Below are 24,566 nucleotides of genomic sequence, written 5' to 3'. Positions count from 1 at the left end.
CTCAGGCCGCAGTGGCCGGGGCGGCGCCCGACGTCCGTTCGGCGCGGACTTGGTGGAGCAGCTGCAGCACTTCGTCCCAGACGCCGACCGGATCGTCGGTCTCCAGAACCAGCACGGCAATCACGTCGAGGGCGTGGTCGATCTTCCCGCCGGATTCCTTCTTCGCTTGCTCGATCCGCTTCAGGTTGCGCGCCACCTTCGGTCGGGCAGCGGCGAAGGCGGGGGGCAGCCTGCCGAGGGCGTCGTTCAGGTCCCAGCCCTCGGGGATGAAGTACGTCGCCTGCGTCGGGTCCTGGCTGAGCACCCTCACCGCGGGTTCCGTGCCCCGAGGCCCACTGGCGATCTCTACGTCTAGGAGCAGCTTCGAGGCAGCGCGATACAAGGCCGTCAGGTCCGGGTCGTGGCCCTCGAGGATCACCTCGGAGACGGTGATGCCCTCCGAGGAGAGGAGGGCGCGGGCGAGTACGACTGCCGTGCCGAGGGAGGCTCGCTCAGGGTCATAGATGGCGATGAAGCGGTCCCCGTCACGGCGCAGCAAACCGGCCTTTGCTTGCCGCGCATCCCCCTGGCGCACGTGGAGCGGCGCAGTGAAGAACCGCTCACGGGTGAGGATCGTCATGCCGAAATCTCCGCTCGTTTCCAGTTCCGCCCAAGGGCGTCCCGGTGGTTGCCGCTGTGGCCATGCTGCTGGGTGCACGGCAGGCGGTCGGACCAGGTGTCGTCGGTGTCCGGCTGGCCATCCATCCGATCGCCGGTCAGTGGGTCGCGGCCGGGGCGTCGCTCCAGACACTCGGACCCGACAAGGCCGGTGAGGGCGGTGCGCAGCGGGCTGGGGGCGACGCTGGTGCGCCGGCTGACGATCTCCGCCATGTGCTTGGGGATGAGTTCCAGGACCACCTGGAGCGCGGCCTGCGGGTCGTCAGCCTGTCGGCAGGCGTCGGCAAGCCCCTTGGCCGTCTTCGCGATGACCAACTCCCCGATCGGGGTGATCTGACCGTTGTCGGCGACGAGGGTGTCCGGAGGAAGCGTGTCGAGGTCGATATCGGTGGTCACGCGATCGCCTCGTTCTCGGCCTCATCCGATGCGCGTTCGTCCACGGGACCGATCACGAACTCCTGGAGAATCAGGTAAGCGAGCTTGAGATCCGAGCCGCCATCGCGCTCGAGGAGCTTGTGTAAGCCGATCCCGGCTTCGACCAACAGGGTTGTGACGCCGCAGTACGAATCGTGCATGGCGCGGAGTTGCTGCCAGGAGACTGGGGTGGGTCCGGAGGCGAGAGCTGTGGGAGCGGTGGCGATGCACCGTCCGTCTGGGGGCGGCGTCACCGTTGATGCCTTGGGGATTGCGGCGGTCATGATCGTTCTCCTCCTTGGGGAGCACGGGTGGACGGCCTCGCTGGGAACCGTTGGCTGCCAGCAAGTGGGGCCTGCCTTGCTTTCCTAGCCGCCACGTCGGCGGTCGGGCCAGGCGGCCCTCCCCGTTCGAGAGACATGCAGCCTGAAGCTGCTACCCAGCAGTACGATCCGTGTTTTTGGTGGCCGCCCGGGCGGTGGTGGCCAGCCTCCGTCTGAAGGGCACTTGGGGCCTGCAGAGGTAGGCGATCGATGTGTGCGATGAGGCCACACCATGTGCGGAGCGGGCCTACTCGACCGCTATGGCTGCCGGGGGAGCTGCGGGAGGAAATTCGGGGCGGCGCCCAGCACGGGGACGCGAGAGGCGCCGGCGGATGCACGCCGTCCGCTCAGGTCCGCGCCGATCCGATCACTTCAACTGAGACCAAAACTGAGACCAAGCATGTCGAAGGGCCCCACCGCGAACGGTGGGGCCCTTCGACATCGTGCCCGGTGAGGCACTGGCGGAGGATACGAGATTCGAACTCGTGAGGGGTTGCCCCCAACACGCTTTCCAACTGTCCGCGTGGCTGTACAGGGTCCTCCGTGGGCGTTCGCGTGGCAGGTCAGGCGGGGTAGGCGTACGTCGGTGGACGGTGGCGACCGTCAGCACACTGGACGAAGACCAGGACAACGAGACGTGCCAGTGCCCACCTGCGAGGACGCAGGCGGGCACGGTGTTTTCCTGCGGACGAACTCGGAGGAGTCGTATGGGACGTCATCGCTGCGCGGCCGCCGCCGAAATCCCCCTTGGTACCGAAGCCGCCCTCCGCCTGTCCGACTTCACCCGCATCCCGCACGCACGGCCCCGCCTGCCCCCGCACAAGGCCGTCCCCGCATGGATCCATCCGGCGCCGGACCTGCCCCGGGCCATGATCTGCACCTCGCCGGCGCTCCAGTCGAGCGCGGGCATGTGCGATCAGGCGGAGCGACGCCTGCGTTTGCAGGAACCGCAGAATGGGTGAAGTGTGACTTTATAGCACAAAGAGCGATTCATGCAGAATCTGAGGCTTTTCGGCTTGCCAGCCGCCGAGGCCGAATTTGTTGACCGTGCAACGAGCGCACCTCGAGACGGCATCTGGAATCGTCATGGCCAAAACCGCCCGGCGACCTGCCTTTCACGCCATTTGCGCCTCCTGCTTGGCTGCAGCACTAACTCTGCCAGCCGGCATTACGAGCGCAACAGCGGCTCCGTCGCCACCAACGCCGACACCCAGCTCCACGCCCCCACCGAGCACGCAGCCCGCATCGCCAGCACCGAGCTCCACGCCCCCACCGAGCACGCAGCCCACATCGCCAGCACCGAGCACATCGTCGTCAGCACCCTCGTCGCAGCCAAGCGCACCGCCGTCGCGGCCGAGTTCCGCGTCGTCGGCTTCGCAACCGCCGAGTTCACAGCCGGAATCGAAGAAGGCGGAAGAAGCGAAGGTTGACAAGAAGACAGAGCAACTGAACAAACAGCTCGATGCCCAGGTGAAGCAGCAAGAAGTCCCCAAGGAGCTAGAGGGATCAGTAGATCAGTTCACCGCCGCTCTTGCGATGGCCCAGGATGCAAAGGTGCCACTAGACGAGCGGACAACGCTTACGGGCGTTATCGGAAACGTGTCCTCCGCTCTCGAAGTGATCCACGACCCCAAGACGCCGGAGCATGAACGTAAGGCCCTTACGCGGATCCTCAAGCAGGTAGGGGCGGCGCTGGATGCCGTCCACAAGCCGGAAAGTGCCAAGCAGGGACAGATAGCAGAGGTTGTGGGGCAGGTGTCGTCCTCGCTGAAGGTGATCTACGACCACAACACGCCGCAGCGCGAGCGGGACAAGCTCACGGCAATCCTGACAGATGTCGGCGTGGCACTGAAGAAGGTCTGCGATCACAAGACACCAAAGAAGCAGCGCAATGACCTCACCGGCATCCTTACCAATGTCGGAGTCGCCCTGGGAACGGTCCACGACCACAAGACGCCGCAGCGCGAGCGGGACAAGCTCACGGCAATCCTGACGGATGTCGGCGTGGCACTGAAGAAGGTCTGCGATCACAAGACACCAAAGAAGCAGGGCAATGACCTCACCGGCATCCTTACCAATGTCGGAGTCGCCCTGGGAACGGTCCACGACCACAAGACACCGCAGCGCCAGCGGGACAAGCTCACGGCAATCCTGACGGATGTCGGCGTGGCACTGAAGAAGGTCTGCGATCACAAGACATCAAAGAAGCAGCAGACCAAGGCGCGCAGGAACCTCGACATGGGGAACTCGCACCTGAAGAAGCAACAGAGAAGCGCAGTATCCGCGCAGGACCTTCCGGACGTTCCGCTCGGTAAAGCAGTTGCAGTCTGCGGCCAAGCGTTTATCAAATCCGGACGGGATGTCGTACGGGACGCGGCTATAAAGGAAACCGGTCTCAAAGGCCTCAAAGAAGTATTGACGGTCTCGGAGCGGGCAAAAGATACCGTCGAGCTCGCGATCCAATTCAACGGCGGAGATTACGCGAATATACCCTTCGACGCCGCCCGCCTGATCACAAACATTTCTGCAGAAGTCCCCGGAAGTAGGCTATTTGGCACAATTGGCACTCCAGCGCTCTACTGCTTGCAAGCCGCTTGGTACCTTGACCAGCAAGCAGGCATACGAGCTGGGACGTGGCTCCGGCTTGCGCTCCAGGAAAAGAACCAGGAGCAAAAGGCGTGATCGAGTAACCCGCTCTCTCGCCTCATCCGGGGAACGCATGATCGCCCACAGCGAGTAAGTCCCAGCCCGTCTCGTCGTCGATCAGCCAAATGAGATGACGTCTTAGACGACCGACGGCCAGCGCACCGTGACAACGACAGAGTCTTCTTCTGCCTGCCACGAATGATCTATCCCAGGCCCCCACACCACATAGTCGCCTTGCTTCTCCAAGGTGACGCTACCGACGCTGAGGTCGAGTCGGAACTTGCCGCTCACGAGCAGGAGCATGGCAGTCCGCTGATCATCAGCTACCCAGTCTGGCCGCTGCTGGCCGGCAGGGTGGATACCCCACTTCACTTCCAGCGCCCCCGTCTGGCGCACCGCGCTCTCGGCGGGGTTGACGAAGTGCCCCAGAAGCCAACCTCGGTGCTGATCGGCATCGGCGTTCGCGTTGCCCGTGTACCAGTTGTCAGCCATGATCTACGACTCCAGTTCGATGGAAGGCATCCGAACACGCTGGCCGCCGATCGTGGCAAGCCGTCGGCAGCCGTCGGCATCCTTGGGTGAACGCGAAGAAGCCTTCATTACTCCAGCGCGGGTCGAGCGCCAACGACTCCAGTCGTACAGTATCGAGGCTGGAGTAGCGATGGAGTCCACTTGACTCCCAGTTGGCTCTAACCTGACCGCCGTACTTGACCCACCACTCTTCGTCATCGATGACGATTAGGCTGGCGAACTCATAGTTCCGCTCACGAGATTGATCCCCACCGCCGTGGACTCCATCCGCCAGGCATCGCTGTCTTGTCGCTCCATGAGCCAACGCATTGGGTCGGAAAGGAGACTTGGATGCATCGGATCAGCGTGGAGCTGATCGCTGACGGTAGAGTCCACGTCGGTCCGCCCAAAGAGTTCCTCTTCCATCTCCCGCTCAAGCGTTGCGGAAAAGCGAGCGTCCTCGCCGTAATCAGACATCGGCCCGTGGAATGCTTTGGGGATTACTGCCAGGCGACGGTTTGCGTTTAGTACACTGCCGGACCGCTCTTGAATCAAGAGGAGGTAGTCAGGTTCATGGCCGCGTCCACGGGGTCGTGCAATCGTAGTTAGGGCCGGCGCTCCCCCTGCACAAACTCGTCCTGCGAAATCCAAGACCGTTTGCACATCGGGCAGAGGCTCGTCTCGTATGGGCATGACTAGTGGCCGGTCGGTTCCTTGAGCGGCGATTGTTTGCCTGCTCCTGGCCGGCTACTCGCGCCTTGTACGGACGCCACTGGCCGAACCCTGCCCGGTAGTAGCGTCGTGCAGCCTCAGCAGCCTGCTCCCGAGTCACCTGTGCAATTCGATGAGCCGACGCGGGTTCGGCGCAACAGCCGGGCAAGGCGTGGACGGTTGAGAAGTGGCTTCAGCACTGGGTGGAGAACATCGCCAAGCCGATCGTCAGCGAGAACACGTACGACGGCTACGAAGTCGCCGTTCGCGTGCACCTCGTGCCCGGTGTCGGCAAGCACCGCCTTGACCGCTTGCAGCCCGAACACCTGGAGAGCCTGTATCGCCGCATGCAGGCGAACGGAGAGCGCAAGGCCGGTACGGCTCACCAGGCCCACCGCACCGCCCGAACCGTACTGAGGGAGGCGGTACGGCGCGGCTACGCGGCGAAGAATGCCGCCGCACTGGCGAAGCCGCCACGGATGGAACAGGACGAATCCGAGGTTGAGCCCTACTCCGTGGAAGAGGTTCAGTGCCTGTTGCTCGAAGCCAACAAGCGCCGGAACAGCGCCCGTTGGATGCTGGCACTGGCGCTCGGATTGCGGCAGGGTGAGACGCTCGGACTGCGCTGGTCTGACGTCGACTTGGACAACGAGTATCTGAAGCTGCGCCGGAACCGTCTACGACCCCGGTACGAGCACGGGTGTCCGGAAGCCTCACCGTGCGGCCGGAAGGCGGGGTACTGCCCGGCCAAGGTGCAGGTGCGGCGTGAGACCAAGAACACCAAGTCGCGCGCGGGTCGCCGCGCTGTGCCCCTACCGGGTCCGTTGGTCGCCATGCTCCGTGCGCACCGCGAGACGCAAGAGCGGGAGCGTAAGGCGGCCGGCGACCTGTGGACGGAGTCGGACTATGTGTTCACAAAGCCGCTCGGTGGCCCACTGAGCCCGAACACGGACTATCACGACTGGAAGCGGCTGCTGGAAGACGCAGGGGTCCGGAACGCCCGGCTGCACGACGCCCGGCACACGGCCGCCACCGTGCTCATGCTGCTCGGAGTCCCGGCCCGCGTCATTGATCAGATCATGGGGTGGGAGCCGGGCACCTCCGCAAGCATGCGGGCCCGGTACCTCCACGTGCCGGACGCCATGCTCAAGGACGTGGCCCGGAAGATCGCCGAAGCCATCTGGGGACCCCCGGAGACACCCGCTGTGGACAAAAACCAGGACAACGAGAGCTGAGGACAACGTCGAAGGGCCCCACCTTGCGGTGGGGCCCTTCGACGTATTGCCCGGTGAGAGCAATGGCGGAGGATACGAGATTCGAACTCGTGAGGGGTTGCCCCCAACACGCTTTCCAAGTCTTCGTCCGGGGGTTCGGTGGGGGACGGGGGCGTTCTGACCTGGGGCGGAACGGGTGGTGGTGGCGGTCTTGGACGGCTCCGGACGAGGGTGAATGAGACCAGAACTGAGACCAAGGTGCCCGGTGTTCGGCCTGGTCAGGCGCCGCGTTCGAGTCCCCGCGACGTGCCGATCAGGAGCTGGTGTCGCCGGGCCGGCTGCGTGGCCTCTCGGAGCCTGTGTATGCGGATTGTCCCCTCGGAGTGTCAGTGGTGCCCGGTAGGTTGCTGCGGCACGCCACCACGAACGGGGAGACATCTCGATCATGTACGACGCCGAATTAATGGCCGTGGCCACCGGTGCGGCCGGCACGCTCGTCGCGGCCATAGCCACGTCGGGCGCTGAGAAGATGCGCCTGAAAGTCGCGCACTTCTTCCGCAGGGCCACTCCGGATCAACAGAGAGCGGCTGCCCAAGCAGTGGATGACACCGCCGCACAGCTCGCCTCGCCCTCTTCAGAGGCTCAGGCGCTGGCAGCGACCGCCTGGGCGCAGCTCATCGCCCAATACCTTGCCGAGCACCGCGAGGCTATGAGCGAGGTGGACGAACTCGTGGTGCCCACCCCGCCGGCCTCGAAGATCTGGAACCAGCACAACACGGGCTCTGGAACGTTCATCGGTGGTGACGTCCACGGTGGGATGACGTTCAACTACGGCGGGGCGTCAGATGGCGGACGTTGAGCACCGGGAGCAGCACAACCATGGCTCCGGCACGTTTGTGGGCGGCGACGTCCACGGTGGCCTCTGGCAGGTCTTTCTCCCGCCCTACGGGAAGAAGAGGTCCGGCATACCGGCGCCGACGAAGCGCCGGCCCGAGCCGGACGGCGAGGAGGAGGATGACTACGAGGACCGTCTGGCGTCCCTACTCGGGGCTGCATGGATTGCCGCTTCGGCGGGTCTGGCCGTCGTCTATGCGGTGATGGGCTGGCCTTGGACCGACCATGGGCCGACTCCGGGCATCGGTGCACGCATCGGCGGAGGGCTCGTCGCCTTCTACGCCTGCCTGGCCGCGGCGGCCGCCTTCTTCGCCCGTCTCGCTCAGGTCTTCGAGGTCTGGTCGGAACAATGTGCCATCACGGCTACGCAAAGCCGAGGTCGGCTAGTTGCCAGGCCCCCTGCGTCCATGTCCAGGGCTACGGCTGGCTTGACGGCAGCGGCAGCTGTCGCAGCCGAACTGCTTGCGTCTTTGTACGGCTGGTCCTCTTACGGGGGCGAAGTATCGCAACGCGCGCATCTGGCCCGTCTCAACGCAGCTGCCAATGCGAAGTCGGCTCACGCCGCGACGAAAAGGCGCAAGGCATAGTCACGGGGTGGCGGTGCTCACCTTTAGCGGCTGGCAGAACTGCTCCGCAACAGCGCCCGATGGGTCGTAGCCCCGACCTCGGCCTCCGTCAAGGGGAGTTGCTCGGGTTCCAGGGAGGACGTCGCCCTGGCCGCGGGCTACATCTGCCTTTGTGCCGACTCTCGTAGGCGTAGCGAGCGGCAGCCTGACGTGCGGGTGTCCTCAACCTCTTGAGACGCGAATCGGTAGAGAGCCCATCTGCTTGATTTTCACGCAGAATCAGGGGCTTCCTGGTATTGTCCTCGCGTGGAAATCACTCTGCAGCAAGCAGTGAGTGATCTCCAGCGGGTGCTGGAGATCATCCGGAGCGTCGCGCGCGAGGTGTACGCGACCAACGCCGACCGTCATGACCCCTCGCACGGGGACGACAACGGCACCTTTGCTCAGCTGGTCTGGCGGAACATCGCCAACCTCTCCTTCAAGAAGCTCAACGAAGCAGGGATTCCGGTCCGAAGAGTCGCCGGCGGGGCCATCGAGGTCACCTCCGGATGTTGGGTCGTGAGGATCTACAAGTTCCCGCTGACAGCCCCTGACAAGGTGCGGGACAAGCTCGAACAGCTCAGTTGGGACGGCAGCGCCGCTCGACTGCGAGGCGCCGTGCTGAACAGTGCGCCGAAGGATCAGTTGGCGTTCGACCAGGACCCGGACTGGGCCGAGAGCTTCGCTGAGGCCGTTCGGCAGGGGCATGTTCGGATCATGCACACGGGTGACCCGGAGACGGGAAACTGCGTCATCGAAGTTGGCCTCCCCCGGGACAACCGAGAAGGCGGTTCGCCCTGGCTTGATGGCACCGTCGAGATCCACAATGATCTCCAGCTGAGCCTCCCGGCTCCGCGGTCGACGGAGGACGTGCTCGTTGACCTGGGTGGGCTACCCCCAGAGGGAGTCTCGGATCGAGATGGCCAGCTGCCGTCTGAAACGGATTCCGACGAGGATCGACCTGCTGCTGGGAAGGAACCGAAGGCGCCCGACCACACCGACCTCGAAGAGAACGATCTGCCGCTTCGCCGGCGCACCGAAGAGACGCGCGACGAGCGCGAGAAGACAGACTGAGAAATCCATGCCGACACCGCCGCGAGGATCGAGAGGCGCTGAGCTCGCCTCCCGCTCCTTCGAACCCGAAGCTCTGACCACGGCCCGACAGCTTCGAGGGCTGCGCAAGAACGAGCTTGCCCGGAAGGTGGATCTCACGCCGGCGGCGGTCAGTCAGTATGAGCTGGGCCAGAGTCGGCCTTCGGCCACGGTCGTTGCGCAGCTGGCCATGGCCTTGGGGGTGCCCGCCACATTCTTTGCTACGGGGCACCCGCATCCAATGGTGCCCAGTGCTGCCCACTTCCGAAGTCTCAGGGCGACCACGCAGCTGCAGCGGGATCAGGCGGTTGCGTTCGGCAAGATCGTCTGGCGGCTGGTTACGACCGTCGAGCACTACGTGGAGCTTCCGCCTGCGGCGCTGCCGCGACTGGCCCTGCCAGCCGAGCCGAGCAGGGCGGACATCGCGGCCGTGGCCCGTGATGCGCGTGATGCCATGGGGGTGCCCAGCGGTCCGATCCCCCATGTGACCCGCCTGCTAGAAGCCCATGGCGCCGTCGTCCTGGAGCTACCGGCTATGTCCAAACGGGTGGACGCCTTCTCGCACTGGTACGGGAGCAGGCCGTTGGTCTTCCGGAACCCTGCCAAAAACGACAAGGCTCGGTCGCGATTCGATGCGGCTCACGAGGCTGGGCACTTGGTCATGCACCTTGACGCTGAGCCCGGCAGCCGCATTGTCGAGAACCAGGCGCATGACTTCGCCGCCGAGTTTTTGATGCCGAGCGCTGAGATCCTTGCCGAGTTGCCGCAGAGGCTTGACTGGGAGGCGCTCTACGTGCTGAAGCGACGGTGGGGGACTTCCCTCAAGGCTCTCGTCTACCGTGCCCATGCTCTCGGCGTCTTCCGGGACACGACGTACAAGCGCGCCATGATGATGCTCTCTCAGCACGGCGATCCGGAGCCTTGCGACCTCGGACCTCGTGAAGCGCCTCTGCTTCTGGAAAAGGCGGTCCGCCTCTGTGAGGAGACGGGCGTTTCATTCGATGATCTTGTCTCCCGCTCGGGCCTGCCGTTCGAGCTTGCGAACGAGGTCTACGCGACCGCGACAATGACGAGGCCGCGCCTTGCGCTGGATCCATCCGAGGAGAGCGAGAAGTCAGTCACCCCTGAAGTGCTGACGCTATTCCCCAGCTGATGGTGATCCTTCCATCGGGAGAAGATCTCACCCGTCACACACGAGGCTCGCGTTCTACAGCGCAATGATGTGCCCGGCAGCCAGGCTGGCCCACGCCGGGGCCTTGGTACTCAGCCGTGTTTCGACGTTGCGCTACTGCTGTTGATCCCGCCGACGGTCCACCCCCGGTGCGTGCCGGTTTCGGTCTCGCGCCCAACGAGGCGTCCCAGATGCGAATGCTGCCCGCACGTCTGTACGGGCGCCTGCCCCGATACGGGTCGTGTAGTAGATGTCTCGTGTATCCAATTATGAAAAGAAACTGACCACACATCACATCTGGCGCTAGCGTCACAGATGTCCCTGTGGGCCTAGCAGCCCCGTACCTTTGCATCCCAGGACGCTCGTGAAGATCAAGCGCGTATGTATCGAGAACTTCTGCTGCCTGCGCACGCTGGATGTCTCCTTCGATGCCATCACCTCCCTCATCGGCCCCACAGGCGTTGGTAAGTCCACCGTGCTGCGCGCCCTTGATTGGTTCTTCAACGGAGACAAGGGCGGAGGGCTCGGGGAAGAGGACGTTCACTCGGCGGCGGAGGGCAAGCGGATCCGTGTGGAAGTGGAGTTCGACGGGCTGACGGCTTCCGACCGCGCTGCGTTGGGCTACTACGCGCCCGACGGGGTTGAGACGGTACGGATCTGGCGTACCTGGGAGGACGGAGACGATCGGATCACTGGGAAGGCCCTGGCCTACCCGCCGTTCGACGAGATCAGGCGGCATGAGGGGAAACGGGAGAAGCAAAACGCGTACAAGGCTCTGCGGGAGAGCGACGCCGGACTTGACCTGCCCGCCACAAAGAGTTGGGACGATGCAGACGCCGCGATGCGCGTCTGGGAGTCGAAGAACCGCGATCGGCTCGCTGAAACGGACGTCGAGGGCACACAGTTCTTCGGGTTCGCTGGCCAGGGGCTGCTTGCCAAGCTGATCGACTTCGTGTTCATCTCCGCCGACCTGCGCGCATACGAGGAGGCGGACGACAGCAAGGCCACGGCGGTGGGTCGGATCCTTGAGCACGCGGTGGACCGATCCGAGGCCGACGCTCGGTTCACATCGATCGAGGACGCCGCGCAGACGGCTCGCGAGAAGGTGCACGAGGAGGTGTACGGGCCGATGCTGAAGAGGCTGTCGGGTTCGCTGTCCGACGAAGTCGCCAAATTCAGCACGGGGCGGCACATCGTCGTGAAGCCTGTGGCACAGACACCGAAGCCAGCCAAGACGACTTTTGCGGTCAGCATCAGGGACGGCGCGGCCATGACCTCGGTGCGTCGCCAGGGGCACGGCTTCCAGCGAGCCTTGATCATCGCCGCGTTGAAGTACCTTGCGGAAACTCGTCGGCCTGAGGACGGGACCCGGTCGCTGTGTCTGGCGATCGAAGAGCCGGAGCTTTTTCAGCATCCCGCGCAGACAAGGGTCTTCGCCCAGGTTCTGCGCGGCCTCGTCTCTTCGGCAGCGGACCGAACTCAGGTGATGTATGCGACTCACAGCCCGGTGTTCATCGACCCGCGCAACTACAAGCAGATCCGTCGGCTGGTCAGGGTGGGCAGCGGGCAACACCCCGACGTCACCGTGCGACAGCTCTCCGAACAGGATTTGATTCAGTCTCTCATCGGCCGAGTGTCGGATAAGTCCATCCGGCGTCATGCCACTACGCGTTACGTCAAGGACCTGGCGGAGGGGCTTTTCGTCGCGGCTGCTGTGCTCGTCGAAGGAGAGGCGGACGAGGCGGTCATCCTCGGGTTCGCCGAGCAGCATGGCCTCAGCTTTGGCGCGAACGGCATTAGCGTGATCAACGTGGAAGGCAAGGACAATCTCATCCTCGCTCACGCCATCCTGAGTGGGTTCGGTGTCAAGTGCTACGTCGTCTTCGATGGCGACGCGGGGCCCAAGGCGTTGGCCGGAAAGGCTGAGGCAGTCCGCGCGGCGGGCGAGAAGAACATGAACATCCTTGGCTATCTCGGCGCTTCGGCGAACGCGCGGCCAGCCACCGCATGCGAGGCGACTCATACAGTGTTCGAGGATGACCTGGAGACGTATCTCGCTGAGCACTGGCCGGCGTGGACTGAGCGTCGCAAGGAGTTGGCGAAGCAGGGCGATGGTTACGTGGCCGACTGCAAGCACGCTCCGACGTACGCCGAGGCCGCTCGTACTGCCAGCGGGGAGCCGAAGCTCCTGTACTCGCTTCTGGAGAACGTGATGGCGCTGGCCAGTTAGCCGTCTTATGTCAGACGGTGCTCTCCTTCCACGGGCTCACCTTCTGTGCAGGCGGCCTCTCTGCTGAAAGAGGTCGCGTGCACTCCTGCTCGCGCCATAGGCGGTCTTTTCGAGTGCGGGAGGTGCTCCTTATGGTGTTGAGATGGCAAATGGGGTGTGGCACACCGGATATGACATTGAGATCAATCTGTCCCTGCCCGACCTCGGTCACGAGGATCGCCCGGATCTGCTCCGAGAGATCACTGCGAGCGTCGCCGACCGCGACCCGGAGCTGCTCGAATGTCTCGCACACCACCACGGGCGTGAGTGCCTGTCCGAGTCCGGCGGAAAGTCTCCATGGATGTTCATCCGGCGAGGCCGTGTTGGAGGCCGTCGGCCGCTCGTGGCATCACACCTGCCGATCACGCACAAGGCGACTCCGGCAGAGAGCGCACAGCACAAGGCCACCAAGGAACGGATCGTAGATACGGCCTCGCGCTCCGGTCTGGACGCAGATGCCGAAGTCTCCACGGCGAACCGGCGAACGGTCTCAGATGCCCTCGTCACGGGCCCCGGTGGCATCCGCATCGGCTGGGAGATCCAGTACCACCACATCAGCCCCAGCAGCGTCCATCGCCGGTCCGTCAACGCCGTACAGCATGAGATAACGCCTCTGTGGGTGGCGAAGGACCGTACGGCCTCGCTGATCGACCGGGCGCCATGGGCCCGCGTGGACGACATGCCGTGAAAGGAGATCGCCGACGGCAAGGAGATGCTGATCCGCGGTGGATACCGCTACCTCCAGGTCTGGAAGTGCGTGCCCAGCAGCGACCGCCACTGCCCCCTGTCCGATGGAGCCGGCCATTGCGATGGGATCCATACCGAATGGTTCCTCCCGGCCCTCTGCGTGCCGGAGAAGAAGCCGATCCATATCGAGGATCTCGTCCTCACCAGCGCGACCGGGGAGAGCGTCCCCGTCTACGTGCCCAATCGGGGCAACGGCCGGGCCGGACGGCACATGTGGGTGCCGGCGGACGACTGCGAGTTATGGCGGGAGCTTGTCGGAGAGAAGGAGCCGCTTTCCGTCGCCCCGGTGCAGGAGGACGAAGATCGGATCACCTTCGCCGAGCAGGAGATCGACCGGACATGTCGCGCCGGCGAAGAGGGGTGGTTCGTCAGCGATGCCCGGCCCATCCGTGATCTGGGACAGCCCACCGGTGGCTACACCCTGCCGCGGATGCCGCTGCAGAAGTCCGTGAACCCGTCGCTGATCACGTCTGTCGAGCGGGCTGCCGCCTCGGCTGCGCTGGGATGTCCGCCCTGGGAGCTGGGGCTATGCGCAGGCTGCGGTCAGCTGATGCGTCGGCACGGACGCCATGCGGCGATGTACTGCGCGGTGTGTCGTGGCGAACTCAACGGCCGATAACCGGGGAGCCTTGGCGCCGTCTCGCGTGGAATTGGGCGATGGTGGATAAGCCCAAGCTCGGCAAGATTTCTTCGAGGGTGAAAGTGCCAGGCCAGGTCGCTTGGCCGCGCTTTTCCGACGCGTGGTCGGGAAAAGCACAAGTGGGTGAGCACTACGATGACTTGACAGCCTATCGTCTGTCAGGAGTTGATCGCCGTGAAGACGTACCTGGTCGGTTCGCGCGCCAGTAATCTGGCCAAGGCGCAGGTACGCGAATACCTTGCCCCGCTTCGGGAGCGATTTCCGGACGTCGTGTTCACGCATCGGGTAATTCTCGAAGGCGGCGACAAGGACAGGAAATCCCGGGTTTTCGATGTTTCAGAGACCAGTGGTGGAAGCGCCTGGAGCTCTGCGCAAGAGGCGGCGCTGAGCAGGGGAGAAGTGGATTTTGTCATCCATTCCCTGAAGGATCTGCCGACTGCGAACCCGCTCGGTCTGACTTTGCTGCCGCCGCCGGGTCGTGAGGATGTGCGGGATGCCTTGTGCGGCTCGACGCTGTCCGGTCTGCGTAAGGGTGCGCGGGTAGGAACTGGTGCGCCTCGGCGAATTGCTCAGCTTCTGGCTGTCCGTCCGGATCTTGAAGTCGTACCAATTCGTGGGAATGTGCCGCCTCGCCTGAAGAAGATTGAGACGATGGGTCTGGATGCTGTCGTCTTGGCGGCTGCAGGGCTTAGGCGTCTGGGCCTCGATGACGCTATTGGCGAGCTGCTGCCCTCGGAACAATTTCCGCCCTCGCCTGGACAGGGCGCTCTCGGAATTCAGGTCCGAGAAGACAGCCATGAACTGCAAGAGATCCTCTCCAGCGTGGGAGACACGGCCGTCGACGCCCACGTGCGGGCGGAGCGGGCTCTGCTCGCCGAGCTGCACGGCGGGTGCAGTGTGCCCGTGGGCGCTTACGCGGAGACCGGTCCGGACGGCTCCTTGTCGCTCTTCGCCCAGGTCACCTCGCTGGACGGTGCTCGGCGCGTCGAGGGCACCCTCTCCGGCTCGATGAGCGAGCCGGAGAAGCTTGGTGAGGCCCTGGCCGCCGAGCTGATCGACCAGGGCGCGCGTTCCATCCTGGACGCGATTCGGAGTGAATCCGCCGTCAGTCGTTGAGGTGGCGGGCGATGTCCACGGCTGCGTACGTGATGCTGGCCTCCGCGCCGGCCCGCTTGAGCATGGTGAAGAGTTCCACCAGCCGACGTACCTCCCGCTTGCCGGTCGCGGTGTCCACGTGGGACAGGGTCGTGTACTCGCCCGAGACCGAGAACGGGAAGAGCGGCGCCAATGTGCGCTTCTTCAGCTCGGCGAGGACATCGGCGCTGAACATCGCGGGTTCGAGCAGCAGCATGTCCGCGCCGTCGCCGACGAGCTGGAGAGCAGTGTCGATGAACTGCTCGGGCTTGCCGGGGTTGATCTGGAACTCGCGATCGGAGCCCGCCTGCGGGGTGGCGCCCATGGTGAGCCGGAAGCCGTCGTAGAGGCTGCTCCAGAAGATGACGTGCGGCATGATCGACACGCTCTCGTGCCCTGCCGCGTTCAGCGCCTCGCGGGCGCTCTTGGTGGCCCCGACGACCATGGAGGCGGGGCCCACGATGTCGGCTCCCGCTGCCGCGTGGGCGACGGCCTGCCGGGAGGTGACGTCGGTGGTGGCGGCGATGTCCGGGCGCCCGTGCCGGTCGGAGACGTAGCAGAAGCCGGTTTCGGTGTACGAGCAGAGACAGGTCTCCGTCATGACGGCGATCTCGGGTTCTGCGTCCTTCGCCGCCCGCACCGCGCGGGCCATGAGGGCGTCCGGTACGACCGAGAACTCGCCGGCGGCGTCGCGCTGGGTGGATTCGGCGAAGACTTTGATGGACCGGATGTCGAGCTGACGGGCTTCGCGCATCGCTGCGGGAATCTGGCCGACCGTGAGGGTCGGCATGGGCCGGTCCGCCTCCTCCTCGGTGACCAGTAACACCATGGACAGGTCGGCCGGGGTCAGAGCGGGGCCTTCCAGGAAGCGGCGAACGGCCGGTCGGCTGCGGAGCGGGCTGGTGGCTCCGTGGGTCCGGGCGGGCGGCGCGGTGACGCTCATCTGTCCCTCGCTTTCGTCGGGTGGAGCAATGGGCCCGCCGGCAGGCACGGGGAGATATGCGGATTGGTGCCTGCCGACGGGGGTGTGTGGGGCGAGCTGCTCGGAACTACGTCTCTGGCCTCGGCGCGTCATTTCCGCGAGCTCGGCCGCGGCGTCCTCCGCGACGTCCGTGCCGACCTGACGGGCGGCTGGGGGAAGTCCTTCGTCCTTGGCTAGGCCGATCCCAGCTCCTACCGCGCCAATGAGGTCGAACAGCTCGTCGTCCTGGTCCTGGGTCGCCAAGGCGCCTCTCTTCTCAGCGGGTGGTGATCCCGTCCCTGCCGCGACCTGTCCTTCTGAGGCCAGGGAACCTCCAGTTCGAACGGCAGGGACGGGGGCTGAAGGCCCGCCCAGGGCACGGCTGTCCTCCTACGCGACACGGGCGGGCGGTCTGTTGAGCGGCGCGCTGGTCGGCCACGGGACGGTGCAGTGAGGCTGCGTGGGCGCGTGGCTTGGGGTGTTGTGCCGGCGAGCGGCCCGTTCGCTCATCGTGTAGTGGAGCTGTTCGAGCCTGAAGACGCACCGCTGGCAGGCCGTAAGCGGGAAGGCTCTGCCGGCCACCGAGATTTCGCCGATCTCTGTCACGGGAACGCCGCTCTGCTCGCACCGGAAGCAGCTCCCGTCCTGCCAGTCGAAGCGGCCCCACAGCTCGCGAGGCTTCAGTCCCATTCCGGCTCCTCCTCGGTGAGGTGGGGCAGAGGGCTGCCGCCGACAACGGGTACGAAGCGCACCGGACGGGCGTGCCAGACGAACGTGTACGGCCCGGCCGAGAGCGGGAGCGTGAACTCCTCGCCGTTCTTGAGTGCCTCGGTGGGCTCGCGCCATCCGTCGGACAGCCAGTCCCAGACGTGGCCGACCAGTGACGCGTCGATGGCCGATGCGATGAGGCGCATCTGGATGCGGGCCCAGCGGATCGCTCGGTCCGGCGTGGGCATGGCCGCGAGCGCGAGTTGCGTGCCGTCCCCCTGGCGCCACTGGCACCAGAACCCCGACCTGGGTACCACCGGCTCCGACACCGCGATCGTGCACCACGTGAGGGTGCCGTCCTCGCTGCTGCCCCAGTTCTCGGCAAGGGCTTCGACGATCAGCATGCCGCGACCGCTCTCCTCGTCGGCGGTCGGTCTCTTCACCTGAGGCTGGCCTGGAGTTCCGTCAGCCACCTCGACACGGACCTCGCCCCGCCAGTACGAGACGGAGAAGCTGACGTCCTCCGTCTCGCCGTACCGGACGGCGTTGGTGACCAGCTCGCTGACGAGCAGGTTGGCCGTGTCGACGCAGGACCCGAGCCCCCACAGCCTGAGGTGAGCGGCACTGATGCGGCGCAGTTGCCGTACTCGTTCCGCTGTGCGGGTGCACGAGATGACGAAGCGAGCGGGCTGATCCATATCTCTCCCCGCACCGCGTACTTGCGGAACCCCTCCGTGCGGCGGAACAGCTCTGGCTATGCCGCCGGAAGCGCTGCGCAATCTCCCGCCCGTCGTCTCGGGAACGGTTGCACTCTGTACGGCAAGGGCCATTGCTGTCCTCCGCATTTCACGGGAAGGAAGGTTGCTCTCGACGCCGCACCGAGGCGCGTTCCGCCGACTTCCCTTGGTTGCTCGGGTTTTGCAATGACCGTAGGACGGTCGTCTCTCAACTCCCAAGAAGATTGCGCGAGTTTGCAGCAGGTCGATTGACGAGTCTGAATGCCTCGCACACCATCGATGTGTCGCGCAAACCAGCGCAAGGCAGCGGACGGGAGAGCAGCCGTGAAGCTACGGTTCCTTGGTAAGAACTCCACCCCCGGAGACAGCCCCACCCTGTACGCCAGTGACCAGGACAGCTACGTCATCCAAGGCTGGAAGGTGTTCGCGAACGACTTGCTCATGCAACTCGACGTACCCGAAGGCCAGACGGTGATCGAGGTACCGCCGGAGCTGTTCGAGCACCTGACGAAGGACGGGCACACGACCGGCGAGATCAGGACCTTCACCGCCCCGATCATGCTCGTCACGGAACAGGACACCTGCATCCTGCAAGGCCCGGAGATGACCGATTCCGAAGCGCTGAGCCAGATGCGGATGCCCGACTATGAGACCTGCATCGAGGTCCCCAAGTCCTCGATCACGGCCCTACTGGAGGAGAACAGTGGACCTGATCACCCCAGCCCAGCGTGACGAGCTGTTCAACAGCTTCGAACGTGACGCCTTCCACCTGGAGCTGAGGGACGACTACGGGTCTCCCATCGAGGACACGCCCTACGCGCGCTGGCAGCGCGGTGAGCCTGACGACTACGCGTGGCTCGACCTGTGGATGACGCTCATGAAGCGCGTCTCCGGCGAAGGGAAGACCGTCAGGCGTGTCAGGGTCATCACGGAGCCGCACTCCCAGTACGTCGGCTGGGAGCACTCGTTGACCCACCTCAACCTGGACGCCGGCGAGGACATCCGATGGCTTCCGCGGCACCAGCTGCCGGAGGGCATCACGTTCCCGCTCGACGGCAACGACTGGTGGCTGTACGACGACCGTCTCCTCGCCGTCGGCCACTTCGACCCGGAGGGCCGAGTGCTGGGGTCGGAAATCCTCAAGGACCCGGACACCGTGGCCGAGTGCGTCCGCGTGCGTGACCTGCTCTGGGCCGCCGCCATCCCACACACCGAGTACAAGCCCTGACCCATCAGTGAATAACCAAGCTCAAGAAGCACGCGAGGCGCTGGGTGCCCGGCTGCGCGGATTCCGGAAGGACGCGGGATACGCGAGCGGCCGGGCATTCGCCGTGGCCACGGGGTGGGCCGAATCCAAGGTCTCCCGGCTGGAGAACGGGAAGCAGAACCCCAGCGAAGACGACATCCGCGTCTGGTGCGTCACGACCAACCGGCAAGAGCACCTTGATGACTTGATAGCCACGGTGCGGCACATCGACGAGCTGTGGCTGGAGTGGCGCCGACAGCTTCAGACCGGAGCTGAGCGGAGGCAACGCAAGGCCCTGCCGGTCTACGCCAAGACCAAGGTCTTCCGTATCTGGCATCCGACGCTCGTGTGGGGAACGCTCCAGACGGCGGACTACGCGGCCGAGACGTTCCGACAGGTCGTCGACTACTACGAGATCCCCGACGACGCGGAAGCCGCCACCGCCAAGCGGCTCGAACGGCAGCAGTACCTCTACCAGGGCAACCGGATCTTCAACGTGGTGCTCGGCGAGCAGGCGCTCTACACCAACTTCGGAGGCCCGGAGGTGTTGAAGGGGCAACTCGACCGCCTGCTGGCGGTGATGCGGCTGCCCCGGCTGAGCCTGGGCATCATCCCCCGTTCCGCGCCCGTGGGCATCTGGCCCGGCAACTCCTTCTCGATGTTCGACGACAAGCTCGTCCTCGTCGAGACCTACTCGGCGGAGTTCTCCGTCACCCAGCCCCGCGAAATCGAGCTGTACACCAAGGCGTTCGCCCTCTTGAAGCAGTCAGCGGTCTATGGAGCCGCCGTCCGAGACCTCATCCTCACCGCGATCCACCACTTCGATCAGATGCCGAGCGACTAGGAGAACAACATGCAGCGCGTGGCCCCGAACTGGCGTACCAGCTCCTACACCGGGACAGAGAACTGCGTTGAAGTGGCCGACAGCGACCCGCGGCACGTGATGGTGCGGGATACGAAGGCGCGCGGTCGGGGGATCTTGGCCGTTCGGCGAAACAGCTGGGTCGCATTCGTCGGGTACGCGAAGCAGGCGTAGCGCTGGGCATACTCCTCCATTTCGCAGGTCTGTCCTTCGACAGCGATGCCAGAAGGGGATCGGTCAGGGGTTTGGAGGCTCGCCCGATGCGCAGGTCCGAGCATGATCCCCTGTGCATCGGCTGGGTTGGAATCGTCGGGCCGGAATGAGGGCCCAACGGCCCTAGCCGCCATCAGCACGGCAGAGAGACCGTCGAGTATCCGGCAACGTGCCACCCTGGGAGGTGTCCGTGAAGAGCGAGTCCCGTGTCCTCTCCACGGCGCGAATGATCGAGCTGGGCCGCGAGGAGTCCCTGGCCCTGCTGGGCAGTGTTCCCATGGGCCGCATCGGTTTCACCCAGCAGGCGCTGCCGGTGATCCGCCCAGTCAACCATCTGGTCGACGGCGATGGCGTCGTCATCCGCACCCATGGTGAAACGGCGCTACTGAGCAACACCGCCGTCGACCAGGTGGTGGTCTACGAGGCAGACCAGATTGACCTGCACACTCGCACCGGCTGGAGCGTCATGGTCACCGGCCTTGCCTCCCGGATCACCACCCCGGCAGAGGTGGCCCACTATCGGCAACTCCTTGCCCCCTGGGTTGGCATGGACATGGGTCGTGTCGTCCGTATCTCCGCCGACCTCGTTACCGGCTACCGCCTCGACCAGAGGCGATGAGCATATGGACCCAGACCACACCCGTCAGGCCCTGATGCGGCAGAAGGCCGAGCAGATGTGTGAGGCGGCGCGCGCAGCCGCCGTCCGTGCGTCGACCATGGGCACGGCTGCGGCAGCCGCCCGCCTGGCCGCGCGGCAGATGCGCAGCAGCAATCAGCGCATGCTCGCCGCCGCCCGCATCGGATTGCAGAAGATCAAAAACGCTTCATAGCGCCTCGCGGCGCGATCCAATCATCGGCGCGGACGTCGACGATCACGGGCGAGGCATCCCCGCGCGGTGCACGGAGCCGACGCTCACGCGATCCGTCGTGCTGGTGCCCAGGCTGCCCACTGACCGCCCATACGCACCGGTGCCCCTCTGCCTGTCCTGGCAGAGGGGCACCGGCGTATGCGCGGCGTCACAGCGTCTTGCGGGGCCGGTCGTCTCGGCTCGGGGCAGGCGAGGCGGTGCGCCCAATGCCCTTGGCCGCAGCGGTGGTGTGGTCGGGCGTCGCGGTGGCGTCGGCGGGCAGGTCGGCCATGCGCCGCAGCCGCCACCCCAGCACGTCACTGATCGAGTCGGCCGAGCCCAGCTCCCGCCGTCCGGCGGCCTCCGCCAGTAGCACGGCCGGGTCGTGGCCGGCGCTCGCTGTATCGGCGAGGGTGGCCGCCAGGGCGGGCCAGCCCGGCTCTGCCAGGATCTGCTCGGCCAGCTCCGGCACAGCCGTCCGAAGACAGGCAGCCTGCTGCTGGCGCAGGGGCTGGGACAGGCGCCGGCCCCGCTGGTACAAGGTGCCCAGCGGGATGTCGGCGGCGGCCCGGTAGGCGGAGCGTAGGTGCTCGGCGGCCTGGCGGGCGGCGGCTGCCTGCTGGGCATGGTTCTTCTTCGCATGCCAGTGGGCGGCGGCGGTGACGAGGAAGAACAGCATGTCGATCGCCATCGCGGTGGTGGCGCCGTCTTCCCCACGGCCGAGCGCCGGCCCGCTGTGGACAAGGTCGCGGGCGGCCTGGCGCAGGGCCCGGTCGTGTCCTCGCTCGGCTTTGATGTGGGAGCGGGTGGCCCGCTCGAACACGAAGGCTGCCTCGCGCAGTTCTGCGCGGGTGTGGGCGGCGGAGGTCTTGGCGAGCGCGTCCAGAACCTCCCCGGCTGCCGCGATGAGCGCAGCCACCCGGGCGTCCTCACCGTGATCGATGATCAGCACCGCCTGCCAAGCGGCCGTGGCCGTCCGGCGCCGCGCTGTCGCGGGGCCACTCGGGGATTCGACGGAGGGCGCGTCCGCGCCCCGACTCGGGGTGCCGGCGGCGAAGCGTTTGCGGATGCGGGGCAGGGACAGGTCGGGCGAGAGGGTGGAGCCCGAGTAGAACACCGGCTCGTTGTCTCCGTTGCGGTTGTCCGGGAGGGCGACCTTGTAGCCGAGCAGGTCGCCGGAGGGCGCAACGCGCTTGCGGATCAGCAGGCCGGCGGAGGTCAGCCGGTCGAAGAACTCCTCCTCGCTCATCGCTCCGGCCACTGCTCGCCGTACGGTCTCGCGCAGTTCCTCGCGTGCTGCCTGCTCCCGGCCTTCTCGCTTGGCCTTGTGGCGTTCGGCGCTGGTGGGTGGCTTGGCGGCGGTGCCGTCCCCGGGCGGCACGCGCCGCAGGTTGTAGTCGACTTCGATGCGGCGACATTCTGCCTGCGCGCGGCGGGCTTCGTTGTGCAGGCGGGGCCGGCGGGCGTCATCGCGGACGAGGGTGGCGATGATGTGGATGTGGTCGTCGGCGTGCCGGACGGCTGCCCACCGGCAGGCTTGCTCGTCGCCGTCGGGGGCGATGCCGGTGGCGGCGACCATGCGGCGGGCGATGGCCGCCCAGTCCTCGTCGGACAGGATCGGGTCCTCCGGGGCGGCCCGTACGGACAGGTGCCATACGTGCTTCTCGGGTCGCTTGCCGGCGGGCAGGGCGTTGACGGGCTGGTCGAGTAGGCGCTGGAGCTGTTCGTGGGTGGCCTTCGGGTCGCGACCGGGGTCGGGGGTGAGTGGGTCGAAGGCAGCGACGAGGTGCGGGTCGATGTGCTCCTCGGCGGTGCCCGGGCCGTAGAGGTAGTTGATGAGCCCGATCGTCTCGCTGCCGCGATCGTGGATGCTGGGGATCATTCAGCGGTACCGCCGTCGCGGTGAGCGAGCAGGGCATCGGCGGCGTCCTCCATGCGGCGGGCCGCGTTACGCACGGCGTCGGCCGCCGCGTCCAGGTGGGGTGCGTCGGCACCGGAGTTGAGGGCCTTGGCGACCTGGTTGAACAGGCCGTGGATGCGGCCCAGGTGGCGGCGGGCGGCGAACACCTCGTGGATGACCTCTCGTTCGGTGGCGATCTCGGCGGCGGTGCGGTTCAGGTCGCGGGCGGCTTTGTCGACGGCGTACGCGAGGAAGGCGGCATTGGACATCTGGCAGTGGGCGGCGGCGTCGGTGAATCGCTTGAACTCGGCGTCGTTCATGCGGCAGCTGGGCTGGTGCAGGCGCTTGCGCGACTTCGGCTGACGGGTGCGCTGACGTCTCTTCGAGAGGGACTCGGTCTGCCGTTCCCTTCCCTGCTGCGGTCCGCCCTCGGTCGCAGCCTGACCGCCCGGTGCCCCCTGGCGCCGGGCTGTTCCCGCCACCTCTGGGGCGGGAATCCCGGGAGCATTGCTCCCGGTACAACTTGCTGTCGGTGAGGTGGGGTTGGTGATCTCCTCTTGCGTGTCGTGCAGTTCATGGTGTGAGTCGTGCATCGAGCGGTCTTCCTTGGGGTTTGAGGGCGGGGGCGGTCTCAGTGCGGGTGGCTGGCGGGCCCGGTTCCCACCTCGGCCTTGACGCGGCGGACGACTTCTCCGGCGATGTCGCTGCCGACGCTGTAACCGTCCGCGCGCACGGCCTCCTCCAGCAGGTCCCGGGAGAGACGTCCGGTCTCGCGGTGGAGGCGCTGGGCGTACTTGGTCAGGAGGTCCGGTGTCGCCCGCGGTTTGTGGCCAGGGCGATTCGACTTCGCCCGTGCGGCCTTGCCCGGGTCGACGGCCAGCGGTTCCTCGCCCGGTTTCGCTTCCGGGCCGACCGTGGTGCGGGCGGGCTGTAGCGGGCGCTCTTTGGGTCGAGGGCGGGCTGCCCGGTCGGGGTCGTCATCGCCCGCCGCCTTGGAGGGCGGGCCGCCCGGAACATCTGCCCGCGTCGCTGCTGCGGCTCGCGGGCGGGCAGTCGCGGAGCTGCCCGTCGGGCGCACGTTCTGGCCGGGCCAACGGGCTGGCAGGGAGACGGAGGCCAGGGCAAGGGCCTGTTGGCGGGTGGCGAGCTTGCGCAGCAGCAGTTGGTCCTGGCGCTCGTCACGGTCGACGTCAGCCTGATCCAGGGCCTGGTGCAGGCGGCGGGTGAGGCGCCGGCCTCGTCCCTTGGCGCGTTTCTCGGGCTTCACGGCCTCTGCCCGGAGGATCAGGGTGACGGCCCGGTCGAGGGCACGCTCGCGGATGATCCGGGCGGCGTCCGCGTCCCGGTCGGCGATTCCCAGGCGGGCCAGCAGCCGTTCACGTGCCTGCCGGGCGAGGACGGCGGCGAAGCTGCGGGAGTCGGCGTGCGGGCTGCGGTTACGCAGTTCGATGCCCATGGCCAGGTGCCACAGCATGGCCGCCAGGACCGGGCCGACGAAGGCCCGCACGGTTCCGCCGACCAGCCCGGACTCGGCGTAGGCGGGCACGATCTGCACGCCGGTGATCACCCAGGTGAGGGTGCCGGGCACGCCGGGCGCCTGCTTCGGGCCGTTGAGGTTCTGCCGGGCCATCAGTGCGGTGGCGAACAGGGCGAGTTCAGCGGCGGCGAACATCGCGGCGCGCTCGATGGCACTGCCCATGTCGAGGTAGTCGGCGGCGAACCGCCAGCTGGTGTCCGCGCTGTAGGCGGTGCAGCCGATCGCGGCGACGGCGGCGACCGGGATGGCGGCGGTGCCACCTCCCTGCCCGGAACCGGGATTCCGGGCGCGTCGGCGCTGCAGCCATCCAGCGAGCAGCGCGACGACGAGGAGCAGGACTGCGCCGGCCGCAGACGGGGTGGCCCAGTGAGGCAGGAGCGACATGGTGCCGCCGTCGGCGCTTATGTGTGCGGTGTTGCCGAAGGTCATGCAGACGGTCTCCAGAGGGAGGAAGGCAAGGGAGTGAGGGGCGTTCACGGAGGGGGCGTTCACGCGGGCCCCCTTCTAAAGGGGGCCCCGCGCGTGAT

Annotated in this window: 27 protein-coding genes and 1 pseudogene; 18 read left to right on the top strand and 10 right to left on the bottom strand. The window is 66.2% G+C overall.

Annotation, left to right across the window (positions count from 1 at the left end; genetic code table 11):
• Position 1 precedes the first annotated feature (1 nt).
• The 3 genes from ACYUED_RS20835 to ACYUED_RS20825 are packed head-to-tail and all read right to left on the bottom strand — an operon-like array spanning position 2 to position 1,355.
• Complete coding sequence (locus ACYUED_RS20835) at positions 2-619, bottom strand: hypothetical protein (protein WP_491293778.1); 618 nt, start codon at positions 617-619, stop codon at positions 2-4.
• Entirely contained in the window at positions 616-1,053 is a 438-nt protein-coding gene (locus ACYUED_RS20830) for a hypothetical protein (protein WP_491293777.1), read from the bottom strand. Before ACYUED_RS20830 ends, ACYUED_RS20835 begins: the two co-directional genes overlap by 4 nt.
• Positions 1,050-1,355: a hypothetical protein gene (locus ACYUED_RS20825; RefSeq protein WP_491293776.1), complete on the bottom strand. Its 306-nt coding sequence runs from the start codon at positions 1,353-1,355 to the stop codon at positions 1,050-1,052. Before ACYUED_RS20825 ends, ACYUED_RS20830 begins: the two co-directional genes overlap by 4 nt.
• 746 nt (positions 1,356-2,101) lie before the next feature.
• Here ACYUED_RS20825 and ACYUED_RS20820 point away from each other — a divergent pair.
• From ACYUED_RS20820 to ACYUED_RS20810, 3 genes are read left to right on the top strand one after another with little or no spacing between them, the layout of a single operon-like run.
• A complete protein-coding gene (locus tag ACYUED_RS20820) occupies positions 2,102-2,356 on the top strand; it encodes a hypothetical protein (protein WP_491293775.1) in 255 nt (84 codons plus the stop codon).
• A gap of 30 nt (positions 2,357-2,386) precedes the next feature.
• A complete protein-coding gene (locus tag ACYUED_RS20815) occupies positions 2,387-2,824 on the top strand; it encodes a hypothetical protein (RefSeq protein ID WP_491293774.1) in 438 nt (145 codons plus the stop codon).
• A 40-nt stretch (positions 2,825-2,864) separates the two neighbouring features.
• Complete coding sequence (locus ACYUED_RS20810) at positions 2,865-4,076, top strand: hypothetical protein (RefSeq protein ID WP_491293773.1); 1,212 nt, start codon at positions 2,865-2,867, stop codon at positions 4,074-4,076.
• A gap of 102 nt (positions 4,077-4,178) precedes the next feature.
• Here the strand turns inward: ACYUED_RS20810 and ACYUED_RS20805 are convergent, their stop codons facing one another.
• Entirely contained in the window at positions 4,179-4,532 is a 354-nt protein-coding gene (locus tag ACYUED_RS20805; protein ID WP_491293772.1) for a signal peptidase I, read from the bottom strand.
• A gap of 869 nt (positions 4,533-5,401) precedes the next feature.
• On the opposite strand from ACYUED_RS20805, the pseudogene ACYUED_RS20800 reads away from it, so the two are divergent.
• The 9 genes and pseudogenes from ACYUED_RS20800 to hemC form a co-directional block, all read left to right on the top strand.
• Positions 5,402-6,496, top strand: a pseudogene (locus tag ACYUED_RS20800) (tyrosine-type recombinase/integrase); the annotation flags it as partial.
• 424 nt (positions 6,497-6,920) lie between these two features.
• Positions 6,921-7,334: a hypothetical protein gene (locus tag ACYUED_RS20795; RefSeq protein ID WP_491293771.1), complete on the top strand. Its 414-nt coding sequence runs from the start codon at positions 6,921-6,923 to the stop codon at positions 7,332-7,334.
• On the top strand, positions 7,321-7,956 hold the full coding sequence (locus ACYUED_RS20790) for a hypothetical protein (protein WP_491293770.1): 636 nt from the start codon (positions 7,321-7,323) through the stop codon (positions 7,954-7,956). Before ACYUED_RS20795 ends, ACYUED_RS20790 begins: the two co-directional genes overlap by 14 nt.
• A 285-nt stretch (positions 7,957-8,241) precedes the next feature.
• Positions 8,242-9,048 carry a hypothetical protein gene (locus ACYUED_RS20785; RefSeq protein WP_491293769.1) on the top strand — a complete coding sequence of 269 codons (807 nt, stop codon included), beginning with the start codon at positions 8,242-8,244 and terminating at the stop codon, positions 9,046-9,048.
• 7 nt (positions 9,049-9,055) lie between these two features.
• Positions 9,056-10,219: an XRE family transcriptional regulator gene (locus tag ACYUED_RS20780; RefSeq protein WP_491293768.1), complete on the top strand. Its 1,164-nt coding sequence runs from the start codon at positions 9,056-9,058 to the stop codon at positions 10,217-10,219.
• Between the two features lie 382 nt (positions 10,220-10,601).
• Positions 10,602-12,467: an ATP-dependent nuclease gene (locus ACYUED_RS20775; protein ID WP_491293767.1), complete on the top strand. Its 1,866-nt coding sequence runs from the start codon at positions 10,602-10,604 to the stop codon at positions 12,465-12,467.
• Between the two features lie 142 nt (positions 12,468-12,609).
• A complete protein-coding gene (locus tag ACYUED_RS20770; RefSeq protein WP_491293766.1) occupies positions 12,610-13,194 on the top strand; it encodes a competence protein CoiA family protein in 585 nt (194 codons plus the stop codon).
• Positions 13,195-13,218: 24 nt separating this feature from the next.
• Positions 13,219-13,872 carry a hypothetical protein gene (locus ACYUED_RS20765; protein WP_491293765.1) on the top strand — a complete coding sequence of 218 codons (654 nt, stop codon included), beginning with the start codon at positions 13,219-13,221 and terminating at the stop codon, positions 13,870-13,872.
• A 195-nt stretch (positions 13,873-14,067) separates the two neighbouring features.
• The gene (gene hemC / locus ACYUED_RS20760) at positions 14,068-15,009 is read left to right on the top strand and encodes a hydroxymethylbilane synthase (RefSeq protein WP_491293764.1); all 942 of its coding nucleotides are present in this window, start codon (positions 14,068-14,070) and stop codon (positions 15,007-15,009) included.
• Here the strand turns inward: hemC and ACYUED_RS20755 are convergent.
• The 3 genes from ACYUED_RS20755 to ACYUED_RS20745 form a co-directional block, all read right to left on the bottom strand.
• On the bottom strand, positions 14,999-15,970 hold the full coding sequence (locus ACYUED_RS20755; RefSeq protein WP_491293763.1) for a hypothetical protein: 972 nt from the start codon (positions 15,968-15,970) through the stop codon (positions 14,999-15,001). The two genes, hemC and ACYUED_RS20755, sit on opposite strands and share 11 nt — an antisense overlap.
• 408 nt (positions 15,971-16,378) lie before the next feature.
• Positions 16,379-16,678, bottom strand: coding sequence for a hypothetical protein (locus tag ACYUED_RS20750; protein ID WP_491293762.1), 300 nt, complete (start codon positions 16,676-16,678; stop codon positions 16,379-16,381).
• Positions 16,669-17,394, bottom strand: coding sequence for an ATP-binding protein (locus ACYUED_RS20745; RefSeq protein WP_491293761.1), 726 nt, complete (start codon positions 17,392-17,394; stop codon positions 16,669-16,671). The genes ACYUED_RS20750 and ACYUED_RS20745 overlap by 10 nt, the downstream gene beginning before the upstream one ends.
• Before the next feature lie 363 nt (positions 17,395-17,757).
• Between ACYUED_RS20745 and ACYUED_RS20740 the strand changes: the two genes are divergently transcribed.
• From ACYUED_RS20740 to ACYUED_RS20715, 6 genes are all read left to right on the top strand, one after another.
• Positions 17,758-18,165 carry a hypothetical protein gene (locus ACYUED_RS20740; RefSeq protein WP_491293760.1) on the top strand — a complete coding sequence of 136 codons (408 nt, stop codon included), beginning with the start codon at positions 17,758-17,760 and terminating at the stop codon, positions 18,163-18,165.
• Positions 18,137-18,661, top strand: a complete 525-nt coding sequence (locus tag ACYUED_RS20735) for a DUF6879 family protein (protein ID WP_491293759.1) — start codon at positions 18,137-18,139, stop codon at positions 18,659-18,661. The genes ACYUED_RS20740 and ACYUED_RS20735 overlap by 29 nt, the downstream gene beginning before the upstream one ends.
• Positions 18,662-18,668: 7 nt before the next feature.
• Entirely contained in the window at positions 18,669-19,523 is an 855-nt protein-coding gene (locus tag ACYUED_RS20730; RefSeq protein ID WP_491293758.1) for a helix-turn-helix domain-containing protein, read from the top strand.
• Between the two features lie 9 nt (positions 19,524-19,532).
• Complete coding sequence (locus ACYUED_RS20725; RefSeq protein ID WP_491293757.1) at positions 19,533-19,715, top strand: DUF397 domain-containing protein; 183 nt, start codon at positions 19,533-19,535, stop codon at positions 19,713-19,715.
• A 229-nt stretch (positions 19,716-19,944) separates the two neighbouring features.
• The gene (locus tag ACYUED_RS20720) at positions 19,945-20,373 is read left to right on the top strand and encodes a pyridoxamine 5'-phosphate oxidase family protein (RefSeq protein WP_491293756.1); all 429 of its coding nucleotides are present in this window, start codon (positions 19,945-19,947) and stop codon (positions 20,371-20,373) included.
• 4 nt (positions 20,374-20,377) lie between these two features.
• Complete coding sequence (locus ACYUED_RS20715) at positions 20,378-20,584, top strand: hypothetical protein (RefSeq protein WP_491293755.1); 207 nt, start codon at positions 20,378-20,380, stop codon at positions 20,582-20,584.
• 187 nt (positions 20,585-20,771) lie between these two features.
• On the opposite strand, the gene ACYUED_RS20710 is transcribed toward ACYUED_RS20715, so the two are convergent.
• The 3 genes from ACYUED_RS20710 to ACYUED_RS20700 form a co-directional block, all read right to left on the bottom strand.
• Positions 20,772-22,484: a relaxase/mobilization nuclease domain-containing protein gene (locus tag ACYUED_RS20710; RefSeq protein ID WP_491293754.1), complete on the bottom strand. Its 1,713-nt coding sequence runs from the start codon at positions 22,482-22,484 to the stop codon at positions 20,772-20,774.
• Positions 22,481-22,822, bottom strand: a complete 342-nt coding sequence (locus tag ACYUED_RS20705; protein ID WP_491294348.1) for a plasmid mobilization relaxosome protein MobC — start codon at positions 22,820-22,822, stop codon at positions 22,481-22,483. Before ACYUED_RS20705 ends, ACYUED_RS20710 begins: the two co-directional genes overlap by 4 nt.
• A 311-nt stretch (positions 22,823-23,133) precedes the next feature.
• On the bottom strand, positions 23,134-24,423 hold the full coding sequence (locus tag ACYUED_RS20700) for a hypothetical protein (RefSeq protein ID WP_491294346.1): 1,290 nt from the start codon (positions 24,421-24,423) through the stop codon (positions 23,134-23,136).
• Between the last annotated feature and the right edge of the window lie 143 nt (positions 24,424-24,566).

The sequence above is a fragment of the Streptomyces sp. DF42 genome (genome assembly GCF_058267695.1).
The sequence above is the reverse complement of the archived record's forward strand: the minus strand, read 5'-3'. Positions and strand labels throughout refer to the sequence as shown.

Bases quoted from the DNA above. Each gene is read 5' to 3' on its own strand.
- ACYUED_RS20835 (WP_491293778.1), bottom strand. From the start codon at position 619: ATGACGATCCTCACCCGTGAGCGGTTCTTCACTGCGCCGCTCCACGTG.
- ACYUED_RS20825 (WP_491293776.1), bottom strand. From the start codon at position 1,355: ATGACCGCCGCAATCCCCAAGGCATCAACGGTGACGCCGCCCCCAGAC.
- ACYUED_RS20820 (WP_491293775.1), top strand. From the start codon at position 2,102: ATGGGACGTCATCGCTGCGCGGCCGCCGCCGAAATCCCCCTTGGTACC.
- ACYUED_RS20815 (WP_491293774.1), top strand. From the start codon at position 2,387: ATGCAGAATCTGAGGCTTTTCGGCTTGCCAGCCGCCGAGGCCGAATTT.
- ACYUED_RS20805 (WP_491293772.1), bottom strand. From the start codon at position 4,532: ATGGCTGACAACTGGTACACGGGCAACGCGAACGCCGATGCCGATCAG.
- ACYUED_RS20795 (WP_491293771.1), top strand. From the start codon at position 6,921: ATGTACGACGCCGAATTAATGGCCGTGGCCACCGGTGCGGCCGGCACG.
- ACYUED_RS20790 (WP_491293770.1), top strand. From the start codon at position 7,321: ATGGCGGACGTTGAGCACCGGGAGCAGCACAACCATGGCTCCGGCACG.
- ACYUED_RS20780 (WP_491293768.1), top strand. From the start codon at position 9,056: ATGCCGACACCGCCGCGAGGATCGAGAGGCGCTGAGCTCGCCTCCCGC.
- ACYUED_RS20770 (WP_491293766.1), top strand. From the start codon at position 12,610: ATGGCAAATGGGGTGTGGCACACCGGATATGACATTGAGATCAATCTG.
- ACYUED_RS20765 (WP_491293765.1), top strand. From the start codon at position 13,219: ATGCTGATCCGCGGTGGATACCGCTACCTCCAGGTCTGGAAGTGCGTG.
- ACYUED_RS20755 (WP_491293763.1), bottom strand. From the start codon at position 15,970: ATGAGCGTCACCGCGCCGCCCGCCCGGACCCACGGAGCCACCAGCCCG.
- ACYUED_RS20750 (WP_491293762.1), bottom strand. From the start codon at position 16,678: ATGGGACTGAAGCCTCGCGAGCTGTGGGGCCGCTTCGACTGGCAGGAC.
- ACYUED_RS20745 (WP_491293761.1), bottom strand. From the start codon at position 17,394: ATGGATCAGCCCGCTCGCTTCGTCATCTCGTGCACCCGCACAGCGGAA.
- ACYUED_RS20725 (WP_491293757.1), top strand. From the start codon at position 19,533: ATGCAGCGCGTGGCCCCGAACTGGCGTACCAGCTCCTACACCGGGACA.
- ACYUED_RS20715 (WP_491293755.1), top strand. From the start codon at position 20,378: ATGGACCCAGACCACACCCGTCAGGCCCTGATGCGGCAGAAGGCCGAG.
- ACYUED_RS20710 (WP_491293754.1), bottom strand. From the start codon at position 22,484: ATGATCCCCAGCATCCACGATCGCGGCAGCGAGACGATCGGGCTCATC.
- ACYUED_RS20705 (WP_491294348.1), bottom strand. From the start codon at position 22,822: ATGAACGACGCCGAGTTCAAGCGATTCACCGACGCCGCCGCCCACTGC.
- ACYUED_RS20700 (WP_491294346.1), bottom strand. From the start codon at position 24,423: ATGTCGCTCCTGCCTCACTGGGCCACCCCGTCTGCGGCCGGCGCAGTC.